The 23,914-nt window shown below is 43.4% G+C and carries 22 protein-coding genes; 13 read left to right on the top strand and 9 right to left on the bottom strand.

What is annotated here, in order from left to right; genetic code table 11:
- From CAPGI0001_RS13280 to CAPGI0001_RS01540, 9 genes are all read left to right on the top strand, one after another.
- The coding region (locus CAPGI0001_RS13280; RefSeq protein ID WP_002665632.1) for a hypothetical protein at positions 1-4,629 on the top strand (4,629 nt) is incomplete at its 5' end.
- 4 nt (positions 4,630-4,633) lie between these two features.
- Positions 4,634-5,032, top strand: a complete 399-nt coding sequence (locus tag CAPGI0001_RS13275; protein WP_002665766.1) for a T9SS type B sorting domain-containing protein — start codon at positions 4,634-4,636, stop codon at positions 5,030-5,032.
- A 403-nt stretch (positions 5,033-5,435) separates the two neighbouring features.
- A complete protein-coding gene (atpB, locus tag CAPGI0001_RS01570; protein WP_002665845.1) occupies positions 5,436-6,515 on the top strand; it encodes a F0F1 ATP synthase subunit A in 1,080 nt (359 codons plus the stop codon).
- Positions 6,516-6,570: 55 nt separating this feature from the next.
- Positions 6,571-6,771: an ATP synthase F0 subunit C gene (gene atpE / locus CAPGI0001_RS01565; protein ID WP_002665912.1), complete on the top strand. Its 201-nt coding sequence runs from the start codon at positions 6,571-6,573 to the stop codon at positions 6,769-6,771.
- 98 nt (positions 6,772-6,869) lie between these two features.
- Positions 6,870-7,361 (top strand): F0F1 ATP synthase subunit B, encoded by a 492-nt coding sequence (locus CAPGI0001_RS01560; protein ID WP_002665699.1) that lies wholly within the window; start codon positions 6,870-6,872, stop codon positions 7,359-7,361.
- Positions 7,358-7,906: an ATP synthase F1 subunit delta gene (gene atpH / locus CAPGI0001_RS01555; protein WP_002665905.1), complete on the top strand. Its 549-nt coding sequence runs from the start codon at positions 7,358-7,360 to the stop codon at positions 7,904-7,906. The genes CAPGI0001_RS01560 and atpH overlap by 4 nt, the downstream gene beginning before the upstream one ends.
- A 117-nt stretch (positions 7,907-8,023) precedes the next feature.
- Positions 8,024-9,184 carry an MFS transporter gene (locus tag CAPGI0001_RS01550; protein WP_248601284.1) on the top strand — a complete coding sequence of 387 codons (1,161 nt, stop codon included), beginning with the start codon at positions 8,024-8,026 and terminating at the stop codon, positions 9,182-9,184.
- 167 nt (positions 9,185-9,351) lie between these two features.
- Positions 9,352-9,726: a hypothetical protein gene (locus CAPGI0001_RS01545; RefSeq protein ID WP_040359259.1), complete on the top strand. Its 375-nt coding sequence runs from the start codon at positions 9,352-9,354 to the stop codon at positions 9,724-9,726.
- Between the two features lie 127 nt (positions 9,727-9,853).
- Entirely contained in the window at positions 9,854-10,747 is an 894-nt protein-coding gene (locus tag CAPGI0001_RS01540) for a hypothetical protein (RefSeq protein WP_002665811.1), read from the top strand.
- Between the two features lie 85 nt (positions 10,748-10,832).
- On the opposite strand, the gene CAPGI0001_RS01535 is transcribed toward CAPGI0001_RS01540, so the two are convergent.
- The gene (locus CAPGI0001_RS01535) at positions 10,833-11,612 is read right to left on the bottom strand and encodes a class I SAM-dependent methyltransferase (RefSeq protein ID WP_002665914.1); all 780 of its coding nucleotides are present in this window, start codon (positions 11,610-11,612) and stop codon (positions 10,833-10,835) included.
- A 263-nt stretch (positions 11,613-11,875) separates the two neighbouring features.
- Between CAPGI0001_RS01535 and CAPGI0001_RS01530 the strand changes: the two genes are divergently transcribed.
- From CAPGI0001_RS01530 to CAPGI0001_RS01520, 3 genes are all read left to right on the top strand, one after another.
- A complete protein-coding gene (locus CAPGI0001_RS01530) occupies positions 11,876-13,012 on the top strand; it encodes a trans-sulfuration enzyme family protein (RefSeq protein WP_002665799.1) in 1,137 nt (378 codons plus the stop codon).
- 107 nt (positions 13,013-13,119) lie between these two features.
- Complete coding sequence (locus CAPGI0001_RS01525; protein WP_002665648.1) at positions 13,120-13,944, top strand: thymidylate synthase; 825 nt, start codon at positions 13,120-13,122, stop codon at positions 13,942-13,944.
- Between the two features lie 20 nt (positions 13,945-13,964).
- Positions 13,965-14,747, top strand: coding sequence for a DUF2695 domain-containing protein (locus CAPGI0001_RS01520; protein ID WP_002665901.1), 783 nt, complete (start codon positions 13,965-13,967; stop codon positions 14,745-14,747).
- A 185-nt stretch (positions 14,748-14,932) separates the two neighbouring features.
- Here the strand turns inward: CAPGI0001_RS01520 and dprA are convergent, their stop codons facing one another.
- From dprA to mutL, 8 genes are all read right to left on the bottom strand, one after another.
- A complete protein-coding gene (gene dprA, locus CAPGI0001_RS01515; RefSeq protein WP_002665802.1) occupies positions 14,933-16,048 on the bottom strand; it encodes a DNA-processing protein DprA in 1,116 nt (371 codons plus the stop codon).
- A gap of 6 nt (positions 16,049-16,054) precedes the next feature.
- Positions 16,055-17,404, bottom strand: coding sequence for an adenylosuccinate lyase (purB, locus tag CAPGI0001_RS01510; RefSeq protein ID WP_002665692.1), 1,350 nt, complete (start codon positions 17,402-17,404; stop codon positions 16,055-16,057).
- Positions 17,405-17,471: 67 nt separating this feature from the next.
- Positions 17,472-18,290: a ZIP family metal transporter gene (locus CAPGI0001_RS01505; protein ID WP_002665790.1), complete on the bottom strand. Its 819-nt coding sequence runs from the start codon at positions 18,288-18,290 to the stop codon at positions 17,472-17,474.
- 207 nt (positions 18,291-18,497) lie between these two features.
- Positions 18,498-19,238 carry a 23S rRNA (guanosine(2251)-2'-O)-methyltransferase RlmB gene (rlmB, locus tag CAPGI0001_RS01500; RefSeq protein ID WP_002665651.1) on the bottom strand — a complete coding sequence of 247 codons (741 nt, stop codon included), beginning with the start codon at positions 19,236-19,238 and terminating at the stop codon, positions 18,498-18,500.
- Between the two features lie 7 nt (positions 19,239-19,245).
- Positions 19,246-19,617 (bottom strand): hypothetical protein, encoded by a 372-nt coding sequence (locus CAPGI0001_RS01495; RefSeq protein WP_040359257.1) that lies wholly within the window; start codon positions 19,615-19,617, stop codon positions 19,246-19,248.
- 13 nt (positions 19,618-19,630) lie between these two features.
- Complete coding sequence (locus CAPGI0001_RS01490) at positions 19,631-20,620, bottom strand: pseudouridine synthase (protein ID WP_002665704.1); 990 nt, start codon at positions 20,618-20,620, stop codon at positions 19,631-19,633.
- A gap of 41 nt (positions 20,621-20,661) precedes the next feature.
- A complete protein-coding gene (gene murB / locus CAPGI0001_RS01485) occupies positions 20,662-21,663 on the bottom strand; it encodes a UDP-N-acetylmuramate dehydrogenase (RefSeq protein WP_002665920.1) in 1,002 nt (333 codons plus the stop codon).
- A 98-nt stretch (positions 21,664-21,761) separates the two neighbouring features.
- Positions 21,762-23,585, bottom strand: coding sequence for a DNA mismatch repair endonuclease MutL (gene mutL, locus CAPGI0001_RS01480; RefSeq protein WP_002665796.1), 1,824 nt, complete (start codon positions 23,583-23,585; stop codon positions 21,762-21,764).
- A 97-nt stretch (positions 23,586-23,682) separates the two neighbouring features.
- Between mutL and CAPGI0001_RS12880 the strand changes: the two genes are divergently transcribed.
- Positions 23,683-23,838: a hypothetical protein gene (locus CAPGI0001_RS12880; RefSeq protein ID WP_155813416.1), complete on the top strand. Its 156-nt coding sequence runs from the start codon at positions 23,683-23,685 to the stop codon at positions 23,836-23,838.
- Positions 23,839-23,914: the final 76 nt, after the last annotated feature.

The raw sequence follows: 23,914 nt of genomic DNA, 5'->3' as shown, positions 1-23,914 counted from the left end.
TGTACCCCAGGAGGTACTACTGGTAGCTTTGAGTTTACCCGTACCATTACCACAGGAAGAGAGAATGTATCCTTTGTATATGAGTTATACTACAGTACGACAGGAGCTGCAAGTTCATTTATAGGATCAGGTACAGTAGGTGATGGAGACATCATAGAGCGTACTACAAGTACAGTTCGCTATAAGGTAACAGGACTTAAGGCGGGTTACTACCAGCTCAGAGTGAAGAGCTCAGCCAATGGTAGTTGTGGTCAGGATGTTACAGGCTTCTCTGGAGGGGTAGTTCAGATAACAGAACGTCCTATCCCAGCCTTTGATGCCAACCCACCTGCCAACCCAGGTATAGAGATTGTTCAGGCAGGTTGTGGTGCTGCCACTTCCTATGGGGTAACGCCTAAGCAGTCCAATGCACAGCTCTACCTCAATATTAAGGGAGGTACTGCACCTTATAAGGTAGAGATTTATGAGGCAGGTAATGTAATCCTTACTCAGACAGTAACCTCTACTACACCTCCAGCACCTTACCCAGGACCTACAGTGTACACAGCGAATGCCACTATAGACCTTCCTGCTAAGGATGTGGATTATACGATAGTAGTAAAAGTAACGGATGCGAACGGATGTGTATTGGCTATTCCAGGTTCATTCGTAGGAACTGTTAAGACACTACAAAAGATCACAGGGGCAACCTTCCATCGTACCCAACAGATGAGCTGTCAGCCAACGGGTACGGAACAGGTGACCATGACAGTGACCCGTACGAATGGTTCAAATACAGGAGGATACAATGTATATATAAGAAAGATGACCGGAGCAGGAGCTCCTACTGAGGTAGCAGGCTATGACTCAGCTGCCAGAACAGCGGGTACTGCTCAGATAGGGGGTACAGGGGTAGGTACGATTACCTTCCCTCAGATCGCCGAAGAAAGTGCCGATTATGAGATTACCTTGACCGATAAGGATACAGGATGTACTTTTGTGGTACCAAGTGGATATAGAGTAGAGAAGGCTAAAGCACCACGAGTGAACTTCTTTGTAACGGCAGGAATCTGTGGAGATACTGCTTCACCTGCTCCAGGTACAGTTGGTGTAACCTTCAGAGTAGAAGTAGAAGGGGAAATAGGTACTGGAGGATATACTTGGTTTGTGAAGAAGTCAGGAGGAACTACCTATGGTACCCAGACAGGGCATGGAGCTTCAGACCAGATGACCGTACATATACCTGTAGGAGATGTACCACAGGGTACTGCGATAACTTTTGAGACTGAGGTAACTGTAGTGGGTACACAGTGTAAGACAGCGGCGCAGCTTACAGCTACCCGTCCACAGAATATCAATGCAGTGAGCAAGGTATTGCGCTATATGACTTACTGTAATGGAGAAGCTCAGAACGATGCTCAGATAGGGGTTACCTCAGCTCCGACAGGAGGTTGGGGAGCACCATACCAATACCGAGTAGTAACCGATGGTAATGCAGGTAGCTTCACCGATCAGATGACCTTTACCGTAGGGGTGGGTACCCACTATATAGAAGTGAGAGACTCACGCGGATGTACAAGGAAATTGGATAGCTTTACCTTTGTGCCTTACCATGGTCCATCTATGCAGCTACAAGCACCGAATGCACCAACAGCGACCAAGATACCAAGCTGTGTAGGCTCTCAGGATGGAGAGATTAAGCTCACTGGGGTAATAGGAGGTAGTGTAACAGCTACCACACCATCACCTTCAGGATCTACACCAACGTTGATAGAAGGACGCTTGTCTTACGAGTTGTTCGATGCGACCACAGAAAGATCCTTAGGTAGAATCTTGCCAGATGATAACCCAACCACTCGTGGTACGGTAACCTTCTCTGGTTTAGGAGCTGGTAAGTACTTTATCAGAATCACCTCGGATATGCTTTGTGCCGATGACAAGGTTGATTCACAACCTGTAACAGTCAATGACCCAGGTACAATCATTGCCAGAGCGGAATTGACTAAGTACCCAGGCTGTAATACAGCAGGTGACATCACCGTACAGATAGAGGGCAGACCGAATATGAATCCTACAAGAGGTACTTATAAGGTAGAACTCTATGACATTAGTGCAGGTCGTCCAGGTACTTTAGTGCCAGTAACCCCAACTATTACGGGAGCTTACCAGACAGGAGTAACGGCTGTCTTTGCCGCAGCAGTAACTACACCAGTAAGCTCGGATAGAGTATACTATGCTAAGGTAATGGATAACGGTGGAGGTACAGGTGCTTGCGAAGGAGAATCCAACGAGGTACATGTAGCCAAAGTGAATCCGATAGATGGCGCTATAGATAATGATAAGAGTGTGACAAGCCTCAAGTGCTATGGTAGCTCTTATGGTAAGATTGTGGTAACAGCTACAGGAGGTAAGAACGATGAGCCTTATGTCTTTACCCTTAAGAGAAATGGAAGTGTTGTACCAGGCTTATCTACACCGAATCCGAATGCACAAGGAGTATTTGAAGGACTTGATGCCTCTGATGACTATAGCGTAGAGATTAGCCAAGCCGTTGGAGTATGTATTCCTAAGGTAGTTCAAGTACCGATAAAACAAGAAACCAAGTACACGGTAGAATACGAAGTGAAACAGGTGACTTGTAACGGAGATCATGATGGTTCTATCGAGATCACTACAACTTCAGGTCAGACCAAACTTGATGGTACTCAGAGAAAGCTTACCTATGCGATTAGTCCTCGCTTAGACCGCTTCTTGGACAATGGTGGTAAGTTCGAAGGCTTAGCTCCAGGTAAGTACTATGTGATTGTACAGGATGAAAATGGTTGTCGTCCTAATGAGATTAAGGAGAAAGGTCAACCTACACCACTTGGAACCGATATTATAGAGTTTACCATCACCGAACCGGATCCGCTAAGCGTAACAGTACGTATGGATACGGTAGAGCACGAAAGCTGTGCTGGAAGCAATGACGGAAAGGCTTACTTGCGAGTGATTGGAGGAACACCACTAAGAACAGTGGGCAATGATAAGGTATACGAATACTCTAAGGATGGAGGCACTACATGGGTTGAATACCATAGTGATGGTAATGGTACCCTCATAGATGGCTTAGCCCCTGGCGACCATACCATCAAGATAAGAGATAAGAATGGCTGTCAAGCCGAAGCAACCCTTACCATAGAAGCGGGCTCAGAGGTGACCCTCAAGCTCAGCGAAGGTAAGTACGAGTGTGTGAACAATGTGATTAAGTATGTGGTAGAGGCCAGTGTAGAACCTGCATCAGCAGCGCTTAATGTACGTTACTTGCTCGATGGAGTAGCTCATAACAATACCCGCTTTGAGTTGGATGTGGATCTTCAGACCAATACAACTAAGAGCTATGTAATCTCTGTAATCCATAAGGTAGCAGGTCATGGAGAATGTAGAAAAGACTCTGCACCGATTCTGGTAGCTCCAAAGACACCGCTTAAGGCGCAGGCAGATAAGATCACTAGCGTAAGCTGTCACGATGGCGCTGATGGTTCCTTCGAGGTAGTAGCTCAGGGAGGCTCAGGTAAGTACGAATATGGACTTAAACAAGCCGATGGCTCTTACAGATGGCAGGGTACGAACAACCAGTTCAAGGACCTTTCTGTAGGCTCTTACACGGTAGGAGTGAAAGATACAAAATATGGATGTATCTATGAGGTAGTCAATACAGCGATCATCGCACCTACACCGATACTGATCACTCAGAATAGCATCACCCATGTAGGATGTAAGGGCGAAGCCAATGGAGAGATAGAGTATGTACTCAAGGGAGGAAATCCTCAGTATAGCTGGGAGGTATTCTTCGAAAACGGAGAAAGCACTTCTAAGCGAGGTACAGGAGAGAGAGAAGCTACACCATTCAAGATACAAGGTCTTAAGGCTGGTAAATACCTCTTGGTGGTGAAAGACGCTAAGGGTTGTAGCCAGAAGAAAGAGTTTGAGATCATAGAAGGGGTAGACCTCAAAGGAGTGATCACACAACACTATCAGTGTAATGCGGATATCAGTGAGAACAACAAGGTCTTGGTAGTGGATGGTTCAGGTCCTAATAGTGACACAGCTGCCGAAGCTACTTACGATGTATATGTATCGGTAACGACTCCATACTTGGTAATCAACCCAAGTTCAGGAGGAGCGATAAACCGCTTGCGATATGCGATTACCACCCAGGGTGGATCCCCAATCCAGCGATATGAGTTCAATGGAACTACGCCTACAGGAACTGATAATACGCACAATATGTACAAGATAGCCCATGCATCGCTACTTGCACAGCTCAATGCGGTACGTCCGTTGCAAGAAGGCTTGAACAAATACGAATTGCACTTGTACTATTTCAATAAGGATAACCCAGCGATGAGTGATCCGCCATTGTGTCAGGAAGTGAGAGAACTCAATATTGAGTACTATCCACCGATCAAGATCACCAACCAGAGTATCGCCAACGACCTTAACTTAGTAAAAGTGAAAGTAGAGGGAGGTAAAGAGCGCTATACGGTATACTTTAGTGGAGCTCAATACCACACAGGAGAAGAGGTTAAGGCGCACTATGTACAGAAGGTGGACGATGTGAAGGCAGGAGATGAGGTAGTTTACTACGTACAGAAGACGGGATTATGAAGAGGTGAACCCAGCCACAGGCAAGGTAGAGAAGAAAGTCCGTGTATATGTAGAGGACAGCAAGGGCGAGCTCAAGCAAGAGAATGGAGGCAAGCAGGTATGTGCTCATTCAGTATTTATCTATAAGGAATATATGGATGTGGTGATACCGAACTACTTCACACCGAATGGAGATGGCGAGTATGACACATGGGCACCGTTGAACTTGGCCAGCTATCCACATGCCGAAACGATCATCTATGACCGCTACGGCCGCCAGATAGCGACCTTGAACAACCGTCAAGAGTGGGATGGTACCTACGGAGGCGAACCACTTCCAACGGGAGATTACTGGTATGTACTTCGTCTGAACGAGCCAGATGACAGCCGTACCTTCAAAGGCCACTTCACCCTTTATAGGTAGCGATCAATGATCAATCTTCAATGATTAATGATCACTGATTAATACCTAAAGAAGGGAATAACAATAATTGAAAAGAGACCTTCCAGTAATGGAAGGTCTCTTTTTATTGTTACAACTCCCCATATCCTCTGCCCACCGTTTACTGCTTACTGTCGCATGCACCAGTATAGGGCGATTTGCAAATCGCCCCTACAACAGGACGCAACAACCCTCATACCAATATAGAGAACCTCTGCTCACTCTTCGTTTTTCACTCTTCGCTTTTCATTTTTCACTGTTCTTCCCCCTTGTGAAAAACTTATTTCTTAAAAAAGACTAAAAAACACGTGAAAGTAAAAAGAAAAAATGTATCTTTGTCCCTGCAAAATAAGGCAAACACAATACAAATTATAATTACTAAAAAATGATACAAAAAATCATTAGTAAGTGGCTGTTTTTAAGCATTCTAATTCTTCCATGCACTTCTCTTTGGGCTTCTGAACAAGCCTCTGAAGAGGAGGTAGATTTTACTCAAGTGATTCAGCACCATATAGCAGACTCGCACGAATATCATTTGTTGGACTGGGGGGGCACTTCCATTACTCTTCCCTTACCTATTATCCTATGGACAGACAATGGTTTGGTGACTTTCCTTTCCAGTGAGTTTCATCACGATGATAAAGGGGAGGTAATCGTAGAGAAAGCAGGGCAATACTTCGCTCGTGTACATGGACAAATCTACTATACTGATGCGACAGGTAATATTTCTTATAGTGAAGACCACAAGGTGACCAATGCGCGTCCGTTGGATTTCTCTATTACTAAGAATGTAGTATTGCTTTTCCTTATTGCACTACTTATGATCTTAGCTTTTGTCTCTGTAGCACGTTCTTATAAGAAGAATCCTAAAGCGCCTAAGGGATTTGCTAACCTTTTAGAAACACTTATCGTTTTTATACGTGATGAGGTTGCCAAGCCTAATATAGGAGACAAAAAGTACCAACGCTACATGCCTTATTTGCTTACTGTTTTCTTTTTTATTCTCATAGGAAACCTTTTGGGCTTGGTCCCTATTATTTCAGGAACCTTGACCAACGACATTATCTTCACAGGAACTTTGGCTGTAGTGACTTTCCTTATTACTACTTTTAGTGGAAATTCTCATTATTGGAAACATATATTTGCTACTCCAGGCGTACCATTATGGCTTTCTCCTATTATGATCCCTGTGGAGGTGATCGGGATGCTTACCAAGCCATTCTCTTTGATGATACGTTTGTTTGCCAATATTACAGCAGGGCACATCATTATCCTGAGCTTATTGGGGCTTATCTTTACTTTCAAGACAGTGTTTATTTCTCCTGTATCGGTTGCTTTCTCTTTGTTTATTAGTATCTTAGAGCTTTTAGTAGCCTTTATCCAAGCCTATGTATTTACTTTACTTTCAGCTTTGTTCATAGGAGGAGCGGTAGCTGAGGAGCATCATGCCGAGGAACATCATTAGGAGAGTTTCGTTTTTCAAAATTGTATCTATTAACACTTTTAAATAATTTAAAATTATGGTATTAGCAGGAATTGGAGCTGGTATTGCAGCTCTTGCAGCAGGAATTGGTATTGGTAGAATTGGTTCTTCCGCTATGGAAGGAATTGCACGCCAGCCAGAAGCGGCTTCTAAAATACAAGGAGCGATGATTATTGCTGCCGCACTTATCGAAGGGGTAGCCCTCTTTGCTGTGGTTGTTGCCTTGGTAGCAAAATAAGTTGCGAAAAAAGTATACCGTTCTGTAACGGTTGGTTGCAGAACGGTTCTTATCTTAAAAAACTCAAAAAAGTCATTACAACAGAAAAATAAAAATACATGAATTTCATCCATCCCGAAAGTCTTAGTTTTTGGACACTGATTGTCTTTGTTTGCTTATTACTTTTGCTTCGTGCTTTTGCATGGAAGCCTATTCTCAAAGCCCTGAAAGAACGTGAGGATTCTATCAATCATGCCTTGGAAGCTGCCGATGAGGCTAAGAAAGAAATGGCAAACCTGAAGGCCGATAACGAAAAACTCTTAACTGAGGCTCGCCAAGAGCGTGAGGCTATTCTTAAGGAAGCCCGCGAGATAAAAGAGCGTTTGATTTCTCAAGCTAAGGAAGAAGCACATGCAGAAGGGCTTAAGATTATTTCTCAAGCAAAGGCAACAATAGAAGGAGAAAAGAAAATGGCTATCGCTGAAATGAAGGAACAAATAGCCTCTCTCTCTTTGGATATTGCTAAGAAAGTTCTTACTAAAGAACTTGCTTCGGAAGTAAGACAAGAAAAACTTGTGGAAGATTTGTTGAACGAAATTACTATCAAATGATACACTCTACCAAAGTAGCCAAACGATATGCTAAAGCACTCTTGGACTATGCCATAGAGAACCAAAAAGAAGAACTTCTCTTCGGAGAAATCTCTTCTGTGGTGGAGGTGATTCATGAAAATCCTGATCTGAAAGCACTATTGCATTCACCAATTGTCAAAACAGAAGTCAAACAGCGGGTATTACAAGAAATCTTCGCTGAGCATATCTCTGAATTACAGGTACTCTTTACTATTCTTTTTCAAAATAAAAGAATATCGGATTTGTATGCTATCGCTCGTGAATTTGTAGAGCAATATAACGAATATAAAGAAAAGATAGTCATTCACCTTACCACTGCTGTGGAGGCTTCTGATAAGCTCAAAGAAGAGTTTGTAGCCAAAGCAGTTGCACTGAGTGGAAAGCGAAACATCTCATTGGAGAACAAGATAGATCCTTCTATCATAGGAGGCTTCATTCTTCGTATTAATGACTTGCAGTACAATGCGAGTATCTCTTATAAGCTACAGGCTATACAAGAGCAATTCAAGGAGAATGTTTTTTAACATAGTTTATTGATATACAAGGAGATTATTCTTTTTGAGTAATCTCCTTATTTTTTTCTTGTATTTCTGACAAAATTTGTACTTTTGCACCCTCTTAAAAAATTCGATATTATGAACATGAAAATGATACGACAGCTTTTCCCTTTGGCTATAGGAGGGATTGCCTTAGGAAGTACAGAATTTATCCCTATGGGACTGATGCGAACCATGGGAGGAGATCTGCACCTTTCGGATGATCAAGTAGGGAATTTCATTGCTGCTTATGCAATAGGGGTCGTGGTAGGGGCTCCTACCTTGGTAGGACTTAGTACTCGTTTTCAGCCAAAGAAGGTACTGATTGCCTTTATGCTGCTTTTTACCCTTTTCAATGGGCTTTTTTCTTTGATGCCTACCTACGAGACTTTGTTGGTCAGTCGTTTTTGTTCAGGATTACCCCATGGAGCCTTCTTTGGAGTAGGAGCTATTGTAGCCAAGCAATTGGCTCCGAGGGAGAAAGAAGCGATGGCTATCTCGGTCATGTTTGGCGGACTTACCATTGCCAATCTGCTGGTGATACCGCTCTTTACACATTTAGGAGGAGTGATAGGATGGCGCCCAGTGGTGGGTATGATTGCTGCTTTGGGGCTAGTCACAGCTCTATGTGTGTTCTTTTTCTTGCCTAAGGTCGATTCCCAGCGAGATATGACCCTATGGAAAGAATTGCAACACTTCTTTTCGGTACCCTCTATGTTGCTCTTGGTCATTACAGCCTTGGGTTGTGGCGGACTTTTCTCTTGGCTTAGTTATATAGAGCCCTTAATGCTTGATTATGCACACCTGCCTCGTGAACAGATGCCTACAGTAATGATTGTGGTGGGGATAGGTATGGTCGTAGGTAATTTTTTCGGGGGATGGCTTACCGATAAGCTCCATTTGGTTCGGGCGAGCATCATTGTTTTTACCTCTACAATCTGTGTACTTTTGATTATCTTTTTCTTCTCGGATCAGCTTTGGCTCTCCTGGGTTTTGACCTTTGTATGTGCTATAGCGGCTATGTCCGTTGGGGCACCGTTGAATATCATGATGTTCCGTGTATCCCCACAAGCACAGATGATGGGGGCAGCTTTTATGCAAGCGGCCTTCAATCTGGCCAATACCTTAGGCGCCTATCTGGGAGGAAAACCCCTTAAGTATGGTTATACAAGCAATTATCCTGCTTTGGTAGGAGCCACAATGGCCTTGGTAGGCTTTCTTTGTGCTTTGTTCCTTTACAGGAAATATGCAAGACTTTTCAAGTGAGAGGCCAAGAAAGAAAAGTAAAAAACACATGTAATAGAAATAGTTAAGAAGGGATAGCTATAGATAATTTCTATAGCTATCCCTTACGCTATTATTTTTATCTTTACAAAGTAAAAATAAAAGCCCTAAAAAAGATTTGTATTTCTTTTTTTCGTATATTTGTGGCAATGAAAAAAGCAATACGTGGCATAGCTATCTTGATGAGTTTTGTTTTTCTACTCAACACCTTGCTTAGTGGGATCTACCTTTCATATTTCTTAGTAAGCAAGCGAGACTTTGTTGCTGCCTATTGTCAAAACCAAGCCCAACCTGAGCGCCATTGTGAGGGTGCTTGTAAGTTCGCTGAAGTAACCAAAGAGACTTCTGATACCCCTCTCACAGAGAAAAAAGCAATATTTCTGCCTGAGAGTTTCTTCCAAGAAATACCTATACTTATTTATAGCAAAACCTTTCTGCAAAAAGTAGTTCATAGCTACTTCTATCTTTTTTCCTTATCCCAAGGGGTAGGGAATACCTTGCTCAGACCACCACAAGAAGAATGAAGCGGGGAAAGTGACGCTAAGTAGTGTCATTGCTCGTAGGGACGAATCGCAATTTGCCCTCCCTTGTGAGGCATGTCCCTTTTTATTACTATCAAAAAAATAAATTCAACGATCAAAACTAAAGAAAATGAAAAAATTCAAATATATCACCATGGCTGCCTTAGCCATAGTCTCCCTATTGTCTTGTTCTAAAGAAGATGATGACAAGCCAACCCCACCTGTTCCACCAACTCCACCCACACAGCTTAAAACAGTAGCAGAGACAAAGGTGGATACTTATACTGTACGCCTACAGAATACCTCAGGTACTTTTGTGATGGGATACAATGATGTTACCCTCTCTGTAACCGATGCCTCAGGCAAGGAAGTAGACCTGCAAGCAGCTACCTTCACTCCTTGGATGGAAATGTATAAGGGAGATGGCAAAGGAGGTTTCTCTAAAGAAATTATGCATACTCATACTTGCCCTCATACCGCTTTGGCTAAGGAAGGCAATGTATGGAAATCTCAAGTCCTATTCCAAATGATGACAGCTCCATCAGGGGTATGGTTTGGTACCATTACCTTTAGGGCAGCAGGTAAAGACTACGAATACAAGCGCTTGGACTTTGAGGTAAAACCACAGACCAATAAGGCTTTAGGAACAGTAAATCGTTTTAAACTCTTTTCTGAGGCTACTCCTAAGGGACAGACACACCTTTATGCTTTAGTGGCTCCTGAAAGCCCCAAGGTGGGTGAGAACGAGATTGCTTTAGGTATCTGGAAAATGGAAAACTTGCAGAACTTTCCCAGAGTAACTGATTGGACAGTAGAAGTAAGTGTGAAGTCTAAGGAGGGAACAGTGGTGCTTTCTACGACTACACTTCGTTATGAACGTAATTTCTATCGTGGTAAAGTCTTCTATCCTAAAGCAGGCGAATATACGCTTTCCTATGCCCTAAAAGATGCTCAAGGAAAGACTATACAGCCACAGGATAATGATAAAAAAGATGTTTCTATAGCTACAACAATTCAATTCTGATTTGTCAATTAGCCAATTAAGCAGTTTGCCAATGTGTCAATGGATAATTGACTCATTGGCAAATTTGTTTATAGTCTTCATTAGGTTATGGTTTTTGAGCAATAATCGCTACCGCGTCTAAGTTGTCCCGATACTTGCGGAAGCAGGCTTTCATCTTTTTTACTCGTTTTCTTATCTCGGGGAAACGTAGTAGGTTGAAGGTGATCAAGAGCATTCTGAGCCAGCCTTCATCCTGAATGATACGACTACGCTCCAAGAGCAACATAGGGTTATGTTCTACCCTAATGATCTTAAAGCCTTGTTCTTCTAAGAGAGCAGTCCACTCGGCTGTAGTCATCGGGCGAGCATGTACGCGGATGGTCTCACTTAGCTCCTTGAAGAGGTCTTCTTTGACTTCTTCAGAGACATCATCAGGCTTGATACCCAATTCGTGTATTCCATAGTAGCCTCCACTCTTAAGGATACGAAAAGCTTCAGCTATGATGGCCTTCTTTTGCTCGAGAGGTTGCATGGTTAGCATAGCCTCGCCATATACCTTATCGGCATAAGTATCGGGGAGGGTACTTTCAGCGGCATTGGCATTGATAATCTTTGCCTTGTCATACTTGATACGCTTGCGAGCTACAGAGGCAGCCTCTTGATTTAGATCTACCCCTGTATAGCTTTTGGGATGGTAGCTACAGGCAATATTGGCTGTAAATCCCAATCCTGGAGCAAACTCCACTATGTCATCTTCTGGAGTAATCTGAAGCCCTGCAATGAGTTTCTCGGTGAGTTCTCTTCCTCCTGGGCGCAATACTCGTTTGCCCAATTTGGCAAGCATCCAGTGCCCTTGGTGCTCATTCAGTGTATTTTCTGTATTCATAATATGATATTTTTTGTGGCTACAAAGGTACAAAAAAAGAGTAAATAATCTTTATTTGTTTTGAATAAAATTTAAAATTAGAATTATAGGGATAAAGAATTAAAAGAGGTATAACTATAATCCTTCAATGTTTGACAACTAAAATATTCTATTTTTTCAACAATTGAAATAAAAATATATTTTCATTTTGTAGTTTCGTAAAAAAATTGTACTTTTGCACCAGCTTTTTATAAAAAAACATTTATTTAAAAAATTGCTATTGTATGAAATTTGAAACCACCGCAATACATGGGATTCGCAATACGGAAGATCCCTCACAGAAGTGGGGTAGCTGTATCAATATGGCTTCTACCTTTCCGCTTAATGAGTTTGGAGTAACTCAAGAGTTTGAGTACAGTCGTGTCTCTAATCCTACTCGTAAGGAGTTCGAAACATTGATTGCCAAATTGGAGAGTGGTCGACATGGTTTTGGCTTCTCCTCAGGAATGGCAGCCACTACCTCGCTTTTTACTATTTTTGAGAAGGGGGATCACTTCGTTTTTGGATTAGATATCTACGGGGGAACTTTCCGTATCATGAAGGATGTCTTTGCCAAATTCGGTTTGGAAGCGACCTATGTCGATACAACCAACTTGGACAATATTCGTAAGGCGATACGCCCCAATACCAAAGGAATCTTTATAGAAACTCCCTCCAATCCGCTCTTGGATGTGACCGATATACGGGGTACGGTAGCCATTGCCAAAGAGCATGGGCTGCTGACCATAGTGGATAACACCTTCCTCTCTCCCTACTTGCAACGCCCCTTAGAGTTGGGTGCAGATATAGTAGTGCACAGTGCCACCAAATACCTCAGTGGGCATAACGATATTATTGCGGGAGCTGTAGTAGTCAATGATGATACCTTGGCTGAGAAAATTAGTTTTGCTCAGGTGGCCATAGGAGCACTGATTTCTCCCTTCGATAGTTGGTTACTTATACGTAGTATCAAGACCCTCAAGGTGCGTATGGATTATGCACAGTCCAATGCTCTCAAGCTTATAGAATTCTTACAAGGACATCCTGCTGTGGAGAAGGTCTATTACCCAACCTTGCCAAGCAATAAAGGTAAGGCTATCCAAGAGAGTCAAGCCTCAGGAGCAGGCGCTGTATTTTCTTTTGTGATGAAGGATGAGAAGAAGGTAAAGACTTTCTTCGAGTCACTTCGAGTAGCCCTTTTTGCGGTGAGCTTAGGCGGGGTAGAGACCCTCGTTACTCACCCCAGTACCCACACTCATACTGAATTCCCAGAAGAGGAGAAAGTAGCCCGTGGGGTTACCCAAACCCTCGTACGTGTAGCGGTAGGTTTAGAGAATATAGAGGACTTAATAGCCGATTTCAAGCAGGCGCTTGATCAATGATTAATGCCGACAAAGATCAATGATTAATACTACTAATAAACATTAATCATTAGATATTAAATATTAATCATTATTTTTCTTACCTTTGCCCCTGAAAACAGTAAGAAATGCAAGCATACAAAGATCTTCTCAATCATATACTTACCTATGGGCATAGTAAGGACGACCGCACAGGCACAGGTACCATTAGTGTGTTTGGTTACCAACTCCGACATAACCTCCAAGAGGGTTTCCCCTTGCTCACCACTAAGAAGATACATCTCAAGTCGGTGATTTATGAGCTCCTATGGTTCCTTCGGGGAGATACCAATATCCACTACCTCACCGAGCATGGGGTACGTATCTGGAACGAATGGGCAGACGAACAGGGAGATCTTGGTCCTGTATATGGGGCACAATGGCGCAACTGGAATGGAGAGGGGATTGATCAGATTACTGAAGTACTCCATACCCTCAAGACCAATCCTGATAGCCGTCGTATGGTGGTTTCAGCTTGGAATCCCTCGGTGATGCCCGATACCTCGTTATCCTTTGCTGAGAATGTAGCAAATAACAAGGCCGCACTGCCTCCTTGTCATGCTCTTTTCCAGTTCTATGTCATGGAGGGGCGCCTCTCCTGTCAGCTCTACCAGCGCAGCGCCGATGCTTTCTTAGGAGTGCCGTTCAATATTGCCTCCTATGCCCTGCTTACCCAGATGATGGCGCATGTGACGGGGCTGCAAGTAGGGGATTTTGTGCATTCCTTTGGAGACCTGCACATCTACAAAAATCATTTGGAGCAGGTCAAGCTCCAGCTCAGCCGTGAACCACGTCCGCTGCCTACCATGAAGCTCAACGAAAAGGTGACAGACCTCTTCGCTTTTGATTACTCAGATTTTATTCTTGAGGGTTATGATCCCTATCCAACCATAAAAGGGAAAGTCTCTGTGTAGTGAAAAATGAAAAGTGAAGAATGAAAATAGCAGAAAAGAAGAAATGTAAAGAAGCCCGAAAGGCGTTGGCTCAAAAAGAGTTAAACGACTTTAGGGCTTCTTTGCCTATGGAAGAAAAGTATTTCTCGGAGCTTTTTCACTATTTAGAAAAGACTCTACAGAAGACACCCTGTGACCACACTCTAAGAGGTATCACACGTTTTCTTGCAGAAAAAAAGGTATCTGATCCAGAAAAAGTGATCACTTGGCTTGCTTCCCATGGTGGCTATTGTGATTGTGAGGTGCTTTACAATGTAGAGGAGCGGTTTGACTATCTCGAGGACACCTTTTGCAAAGCACCTATTGAGCTCAATACCATAGAGAAAAATATTTTAGAGAAGAAAAAGAAAATCAATGAACTTCCACCTGAGTTTGATTTTCCGTTTTCCTCAGTTTCTGCCCCGTGGAAATTGTCTCAAAAAGAAGTGCAGGGGAAGCCAGAATATTTGCTCCAGTTAGGAAAAGGATTCAATGCTTGTATAGCAATGCTAAAGTTGGATTTTCCTAAGGAAAAACTCTCAGAGGAAGGCTATTTCCTCTCTCAGTGGAAAGCTTTTACTGGCATCAAATCACCAAAGGGATTGGAACGGGAAATATTGGAAGTGGGAACATATCAGTATATTATTGTAAAATCTAAAGAATATACCCCTGTTATTATTTTTGTGCTCTCTAAAGAAAATAAGCGAGGATACTTAGTGGTACAGACAGAACTCACTCGCTATAAAAATGACCTAAAGGAGATAGAGCGGTTGCTTAGGGGATAAAAAAATAAAAGAGAGCTTGCGCCCTCTTTTACCAATTCTAACCACAAAATCTAATATATGAAAAACAATTTATTTCCCCTTTGTTTTCGGGTGCAAAATTACGACATTTTTCGCTCACAGCAATAGTTTTGTATTGTTTTTTTCTATAAGATAATAGATAAAAACTATATTGAAAAGAATGTTCGTTATTGCTTATTTGCCATTACAAACATTTTCCCAGGCAGGGGTCTTACCACCCCTTTCATTTCCATTTGGAAGAGCAGGTTGGAGAGTTTGTATACAGGGAGGGAGCATTCTCGAGCTAAGTCGTCCAAGGTCTGCTTGCCATTTTCTCTTAGGTAAGTGGCTACTTTTTCTTCTTCAGGGGTGAGCTCTACGAAGAGTTCAGGGGTGATCACCTTAGGGTTTTTCTTTTCTACTTCCCAACCCATGTAATAGACCAAGTCGGCAGCCGAGGTGATAAGTCGTGCTTTGTCTGTCTTGATGAGTTTGTTGCATCCTTGACTATAGGTGTCATCCGCGCGACCAGGAATGGCAAACACCTCTCGGTCATAGGAGAAGGCCATATCGGCAGTGACTAAGCTACCGCCCTTCAGAGCAGATTCTATCACAACAGTAGCATCGGAAAGTCCTGCGATGATACGGTTTCGTCCAATAAAATTCTTCCTATCGAAGGAGCTTTGGTGCCAAAATTCGGTAATGAATCCTCCATAGGCCTCTACCTCTTTTGTATACTTCTTATGAGAGGCAGGATAGATGATGTCCAATCCATGAGCTAAACAAGCGATGGTTTGTAATCCATTGTCCATAGCAGCCTTATGAGCAGCGATATCTACTCCATAGGCAAAACCACTGATGATAACCAAGTCCTCCAAGGGAGAGAGCTCCTCGACAAACTTCTCACAGAAGGCCTTTCCGTAAGTGGTTATCTGTCGTGTGCCTACGATACTGAGCGTTTTCTTGTTCTTCAGGTCAATATTCCCTCTGGAAAAGAAAATAATAGGGGCATCAATGATTTGTTTGAGATTGGCAGGATAATCGGCATCAAAGAATGTGTGATAGCTAAAGTGATTATCCTGAATATATTGCCATTCCTTTTCGGCAGCTACGCGGTGTATAGGGTCGAAAAGGTGTTGTAGGATAGTGCTTCCTATACGTTCTATATGGGCGATTTTGTGTTTTTTCTCCTTGTATATAGCTGCAGGACTTCCGCAGTGGGCAATGAGTTTTTTGGCGGTAATATCGCCTATATTAGGGGTGTGCTGTAGCGCCAGTAGGGCGAGAATATCTTCTTCGGTCATGGCAGATTAGTAATCAAGATAATCACCACCGGTATAGTTCTCTGGAGTAATCGCCTTGAGTGTTGCCTTTAGGGAATCACTTATAGCGAGGGTATCTACAAAATCGTGGAGGGTCTGCTCGTTGATTTTTTGGTTGGTACGAGTGAGTCCCTTTAGAGCTTCATACGGATTGGGGTATCCCTCACGGCGCAGTATAGTCTGTATAGCCTCGGCTACTACTGCCCAGTTGTCCTGAAGGTCAGCATGGAGCTTGTCCGGATTGAGAATAAGCTTATCCAACCCTTTGAGCGTGGAACTTGTCGCGATGAGGGTATGGGCGAAGGGAACGCCTATATTGCGCAATACAGTGCTATCGGTAAGGTCGCGCTGTAGGCGGGAGATAGGGAGCTTGGCGGAAAGGTGTTCCAAGAGGGCATTGGCAATTCCCAAGTTGCCTTCGGAGTTCTCAAAGTCGATCGGATTTACCTTATGGGGCATAGCGGAAGAGCCTACTTCACCTTCTTTGATACGCTGTTTGAAGTAATCCATGGAGATATAAGTCCATATATCTCGGTTGAAGTCTATAAGTATGGTATTGATACGCTTTACAAGGTCAAAGAGAGCCGCTAAGTGGTCATAGTGCTCTATCTGAGTAGTAGGGAAGGAGTGGTGTAGGCCTAAGATATCCTCCACAAAGTGTTTTCCGAAACTTCTCCACTGGATCTGAGGATAGGCTACTTTGTGAGCGTTGTAGTTGCCTGTAGCTCCGCCAAACTTGGCCGCATGCTTGAGCGTGGAGAAGTACTGGAGCTGCTCCACAAGGCGCACTGCGAAAACCTTCATTTCCTTTCCTAAGCGAGTAGGAGAGGCAGGCTGCCCATGGGTACGTGCCAGCATAGGGATATCCTTCCATTCCCGAGCAAGGGTTTCTATCTTCTGGATAAGGATTTTTATTTCAGGGAGATATACATTCTCGATAGCTTCTTTCAGAGAAAGGGGGATAGCGGTGTTGTTGATATCCTGTGAGGTAAGGCCAAAATGGATAAACTCCTTATAGGGATGAAGACCTAAGCGGTCGAACTGTTGCTTTAGGAAGTACTCTACGGCCTTTACATCATGGTTGGTGATACGCTCTATCTCCTTGATGGCAAGGGCATCTGCTTGAGAAAACTCTCTATAGATAGCTCGTAGAGAGGGGAAGATACTCTTGTCAACTCCCATAAGCTGTGGCAGAGGTAGTTCACACAAGGCAATAAAGTATTCTATTTCCACTCGTAGGCGGTACTGGATTAGGGCTTGTTCGGAGAAATAAGCCTGTAGGGCGGTAGTTTTTGAGGCATAGCGCCCATCAATAGGAGAGATGGCTGTCAAAGACATAGGTTGCGTTTTAGAAAACGCAAATATACCATTTTTTTTCCATAGAGGAAAGTCTTTTTTACTTTTTCTATCCCAAGGCTACATCCATGACCATCATCACTACAAAGCCTATAAGAAAGCCAATAGTGGAAATATCTGTATTGCGGCTCTGTTGGGATTCAGGAATGGTCTCTTCCACCACTACATAGATCATAGCACCAGCGGCAAAGGCCAAAGCATAGGGGAGTATAGGGGTAAAGAAAACCACAGCAAAGGCACCCAATACCCCAGCAATGGGTTCTACTATGGCCGAAAGCTGTCCATAAAAAAAGCTTTTCCAGCGGTTGAGCCCCATACGGCGCAAAGGCATGGATACAGCCACTCCCTCAGGGAAATTCTGCAAGCCTATCCCTATAGCCAAGGTCACCGCTCCTGCGATGGAGGCTTCAGGAATCCCTGCGGCTACCCCTCCAAAGAGTACCCCAACGGCCAGCCCCTCAGGAATGTTGTGTAGGGTGATAGCCAATACCAATAGTGTAGTGCGTTGCCAAGAGGATTTTACACCTTCTGTTTGTTTGAAATTAGGATGGAAGTGGGGAAGAATCCTGTCTAAAGCGTAGATAAAGAGAGAGCCGCCTAAGAAGCCTATCACGGCAGGAAGTACTTTTTCAAAGCGTTCCCCCCCACTCATATCAATAGCAGGAATCAGTAAGCTCCATACACTGGCAGCAACCATCACTCCTCCAGTGAAGCCCAGCATGCCATCCATGACCAACTTATTGCTGCTCTTAAAGAAAAAGACTAAAGCTGCCCCCAAGGCGGTAACGCCCCAAGTAAAGAGAGTCGCATACAAAGCTGCTAATACGGGATTGATGCTGCTCAAATATTCTATAATTGAAGAAACCATTTTTAGTTTTGAATTTTGAATTGTTAGTTTTCAGTTATTTAGGATAAAGGATTTTTAGGGATCTTTCCTTCCTCCTTTTTAGGCTGCAAAATTACATATAAAATTTCAAAAACAAAAATATTTTTTTAGAGAAATCTAAATTCAAAAGAAGGCATGGGGGAAAATGGTTAGAATGATCCCTCTTGAAGGGGAGATGTTAATCATTGGTCATTGACCATTAAGTCGTTGTCTTACCACTTCATACAAGAAAGCGCCACAAGCCACCGATACATTGAGGGAGGAAATCTCTCCTTGTATAGGCAATTTGGCTCTTTCATCCAAGACCTTAAGTACTCCCTTGCTGATGCCTGTATCCTCTGCTCCCATGACAATAGCCAAAGGTTCGGTAAGGTTCAGCTGGTAGAGTAGGGAAGAAGCCTTCTCGGTAGCTCCTATGACCTTGATACCACTACCCTGTAAGTAGTAGATGGTATCGATCAGGTTGTCCACCTTGCACAAAGGGATATTGAAGATAGCTCCTGCGGAGGTCTTTACCATATCTTCTCCTATGGAGGCACTTCCCTGTTTGGGAAGGATAATACCACTGACTCCAGTACACTCGGCTGTGCGGATAATAGCTCCTATGTTGCGCACATCGCTCAGATGGTCAAGAATAAGCAATAGGGGAACCTTCCCACTCTCTATGGTAGAGAGAACGAGTTCTTCCAAAGGAACAAACTCCACTGGGGAGAGTAGCGCTACCACTCCTTGGTGATTCCCTCGTGTAAGCCGCTGGAGCTTCTCCACAGGTACATAAGAACAAGGGAGCTTCTGCTGGCTTATCAGAGTGTTGAGCTCGGTGAAAAGAGTGCCGGAGAGACCTTTTTGGATAAAAATCTTATCAATGGTCTTGCCGGCTTCTATGGCCTCTATGACAGGGCGTAGGCCGAAAATCTGTGTGTTCTTCATAGGCCGATTAGTCACGCATATTGACAATGCTATCCACTATATATACAGTATTCCCTCTCCATGGCAATGCATTGTGGTATTCTCTGTAATGAAGTTCAAAGTGCTTGCCACTATTTACTTCTAACTGCTGAAAAATTTTCTTATTTTCTATAGAAAACTCAAACTCATTGCTCTGCATGCCACTCCCTGTTTTGGTCTTGGCAAAACCTTCCTGGATGAGCTTGCCTTCGTAGGTCTTGAATAGATCCCCTTTGTATACGGCATAGTTGAGGTATCCAGACTTCACACCTTCGGCAAAGACAAAGTAATAACGCATATAGATCCACCCTCCCAGTACGAGTAGTAAGAGAGGAAGACCAATTAGTAAAGTTTTTTTCATTTTATTCATAATGCTAAAGACTAAGATTTTTTAAATTGATAATCTCCTGTGCAGTAAGGGTTCTCCAGTGTCCACGAGGGAGATCTTTTTTGGTAAGTCCAGCGAAGACTACACGGTCGAGCTTCTCTACCACATAGCCCAAGGATTCAAAGATACGGCGCACGATACGATTGCGACCGCTGTGTATCTTTACCCCAATCTCATTGTGGGGAGCTCCATCTACGAAGTTGATATCATCCACTTGGATAAAGCCATCCTCAAGAGTAAGTCCTTCTTGGATCTTGTGGAAGTCTGCCAGAGCGAGTTTTTTGTCCAAGATCACATGGTATATCTTGCGTACTCCATGAGAAGGGTGGGTGAGCTTTTTCATCAGGTCACCATCATTGGTTAGCAGGAGCAATCCTGTGGTGAGTCTGTCGAGCCTACCTACTGGTTTTATATTTCCCTCGGCAGCACCTGCAACTAAGTCCATTACAGTCTTGCGACCTTTTTCGTCCTGAGTTGTGGTGATAAAGCCTTTAGGCTTGTTCAGTAGGATGTACTCCTTCTTCTCGGCAGAGATATTCTTTCCGTCGAACTTAACCACATCGGTAGGCTGTACCCTATACCCCAGCTCAGTCATAGGTTTGCCATTGACCTCTACATTTCCAGCGGCTATGTAGCGATCGGCTTCTCGGCGCGCACAGATTCCCGCATTAGCAATATACTTATTCAGCCTAATACCTTTGCTCTGGTCGGTGGCATTGGGTTTAGGCGTATTTCTCTTATAGGGAGCACGAGTAGTGGGGCTGTATTCCGCAGATTTCTCCTTGTTATAGGAAGGTTTTTCTTTTTTGTAAGGAGTCTTTTCCCTACCAGTAGTAGTCTTTTTCCTATCAGAAGAAAAATTCTCCTTACCAGAAGAAGTCTTCCTTTTTTGATTGGTGGTATTTTCTTTGCTGTCAAAGCGTTTTCCTTTGGTAGAGGAGTGTTTTCCTTGGGGTTTTTTAGGTGATGATTGCATCAGGTGAAAATTTTGTGCAAAAGTAAGAAATATTTGCCACCCTACCAAACATTTACCTCCATTTCCAACTGGATGCCAAAACGATTCAGAACACGCTTTTGGATATGGCGAGCCAAAGCAAGTACTTCTTCGCCAGTAGCCCCACCAAAATTGACTAAGACTAAGGGTTGTTTGTGGTGAACCCCTACTTTATCTATTCTGAAGCCCTTCAGCTCACAAGTCTCAATAAGGAAGGCCGCAGGAACTTTGACTTCCTCGGCAGATATCTCAAAATGCGGCATAGTAGGGTAACGTTCTTGTAAGGAGAGGAATTGTTCTCTTGGGATGACAGGATTCTTAAAAAAGCTTCCGCTATTGCCCAGTTCTGTAGGGTTAGGGAGCTTGCTTAGGCGAATCTCTTTGATAACCTTCGAGATGAGTTCAGGAGTTTCTCCCCAGCCTTTTTCTTGTAAAAGTGCGCGAATATCTCCATAGTGTGTTTTGAAAAGGTGGTCGCGCTTTGTCTGGCAAAAGGTTGCAGAGAGGATGATATACCTTCCTTTTTGCTGTTTGAAGAGCGAATCACGGTAGCCAAAGTGGCAGTTTTCCTTCAAGAGGGTCATGGTTTGACCACTTTCTCGGTCAAGCACTTCACAGGAGGAAAGTACATCCTTGAGCTCTACCCCATAGGCACCTATATTCTGTACAGGAGCAGCACCTACTGTGCCATAGATTAGGGATAGGTTCTCCAGACCGCCATATCCTCTTGCTACACAGGAGTCCACAAAGTCACTCCAGACTTCTCCAGCTTGTGCTTTGATCCATACATGTGAGTCTGTCTCTTTTTCTACAGAGATTCCCTTTTGCATGATTTTCAGTATGGGGGTCTGTATCTCTTGGGTAAGTAAGATATTGCTACCTCCCCCCAGTACGATTAGGTTTGGATAAGAGCGCAGTGCCTCAAGGATATCTTTTGTATCATAGGCTTCTATAAGTAAAGCTGCTTTTTGTTCTATGCCAAAGGTGTTATAAGCTTGTAGTGAAATGTTCTTGTGTATGTTCATAGGGTTCAGTTGTTAGTGTTTTATTGTCAGTTGTTAGTGTTCCATTGTTAGTTGTAGTTAATCATTAATCGTTAATCATTTTGATCATTAATTGTTGATTATTGTAGCCTATTTTCCAGTTCGTTAGAGGATAGTTCTGTATATATTTTTTTGCCAAAGGGGCTTATCAGACTATCCTTACAGGAGAAGAGGTCATAGACCAGCTGTTCCTGTTCCTCAGCACTAAGTGTTTGTCCGGCCTTAACAGCAAGGCTCTTGGATAGATTCTTGACCAAGGCCTCCTTCTGAGAGAGTTCATCTTGAGGGATATCCTCCATTTCCTTCTCTAATAGCTGGTGCAGGATATCCTCCACTTGGCTCTCCTTGACCATGGGGGGGAGTCCGGTAAAACAGATTTTGTTCCCCTGAATCTCCAAGAGAAAACCAACTCTATTAAGTAAAGGAATCAACCCCTGTAGGGAGATGATTTCCGTAGGGGAAAATTCGAACTCCAGAGGAAATAACAACGATTGGCTTATGCTCACCCCTTGGGTAATACTCTTGTGAAACCGTTCGTATAGAATGCGCTGGTGGGCACGTGATACATGGATAAAAAGTACCTTATCCTTCAAGTAAGTGATGATGTATTTTTTCTGGAAGTATAAGAGTGTCTGAACCTTGACCTCTGTAGGGTGTTCTATCAGAGTGGGGACGACTTGTTCTTTCTCAAAAGGATCGTTTACTCGAGAAGGAATCCCCGCATAGAGCGACTCCCACTGAGGAGATGGAGTATTTCTATGAGAAGAGAAAGTTCCTCCTAAGGTGGAGGGGTTGTCCATCTTGAAGGGGTTGAAATTGCGATCCACCTGATAGGTAGGAGTCTGAGCTTCCTTATCCTTATAGGAATAGGGAACCTCCTGACTCTCATCCAAAGAAAAATCAATGGTAGGGAGCACATGGAACTGCCCTAAGCTATGCTTGATGGCCGAGCGCAGAAGAGCATAGATCGTTTGGTCGTTGTCGAACTTTATTTCAGTCTTGGTAGGATGTATGTTGATGTCAATATGTTTGGGATCTATCTCCAAATAAAGGAAATACTCAGGCTGTTCCCCCTCCCTGAGCAGTCCCTCGAAGGCACTTAGTACGGCATGGTGCAAATAGCGATTTTTGATAAAACGATGATTGACCATGAAGAATTGAAGAGACTTATTGCGCTTGAAACTGTTGCGGCTGATAAATCCATGTATATTGACTACCTCTGTTTTTTCTTCTACAGGAACTAACTGTTCGTTCAGGCGGTTGCCGAATACCTGTACGATACGCTTTTTCAGAGAAGTAGGAGGGAGGTTGAACTGTTCGACCCCATTGTGAATCAGAGAGAATTGTATATCAGGGTGAGCCAAGACTACACGATGGAATTCGTCCAAGATATGACGGAGTTCCACATTGTCGGACTTGAGGAAATTGCGCCGAGCAGGCACATTGAAGAAAAGATTCTTCATTGCGATAGAGGTTCCCTTCTGGGTTACAGTAGGATATTGATCTGTAATCTTATTCCCTTCTATGGTAATAGCAGTGCCAATCTCCTCCCCCTCCTGGCAGGTGGTCATTTCTACCTGAGCAATAGCAGCAATGGAAGCCAGAGCTTCTCCACGGAAGCCCTTAGTCTGTAGGGAGAAAAGGTCATCAGCTACACGGATTTTCGAAGTAGCATGTCGCTCAAAAGCTAAGCGAGCATCGGTAGGAGACATACCTATACCATTGTCCACCACCTGCACCAAGGTACGTCCTGCATCCTTGAGGATGAGCTTTATCTGAGTAGCCTTGGCATCAATAGCATTCTCCAAGAGCTCCTTTACGGCGGAGGCAGGTCGCTGGATGACTTCACCGGCGGCTATCTGATTGGCTACATTGTCAGGAAGTAATCGTATAATGTCGGACATCTAAAAAAATCTATTTGTGTTAGGAAAAAGAAAGATACTCAAAAACAATTATTTATTCAGGAAAAAAGACAGATTAAAATCGAAAAAATAGAAGAGGATGAGAATCAGTACTAGTACAATAACCCATACCAACCGATTGGAATGGCTTCGAATACTGGCAGGCTGGCGCATCTCTTTCCATTGGCGGCGAAACGAAGACGCCCTACTCTGGTGCTTTACAATGGAAAATCCACCCCGCTCCTCAGTCTCCTGATAATAACGAGGTTGGTAGGAAAATTGCCTGATTTTTTGAGTTTTAAAAAAATTGATTTTCATTTTCCTTGTGTTTT

Source organism: Capnocytophaga gingivalis ATCC 33624 (assembly GCF_000174755.1).
Lineage (GTDB): Bacteria > Bacteroidota > Bacteroidia > Flavobacteriales > Flavobacteriaceae > Capnocytophaga > Capnocytophaga gingivalis.
The sequence above is the reverse complement of the archived record's forward strand: the minus strand, read 5'-3'. Positions and strand labels throughout refer to the sequence as shown.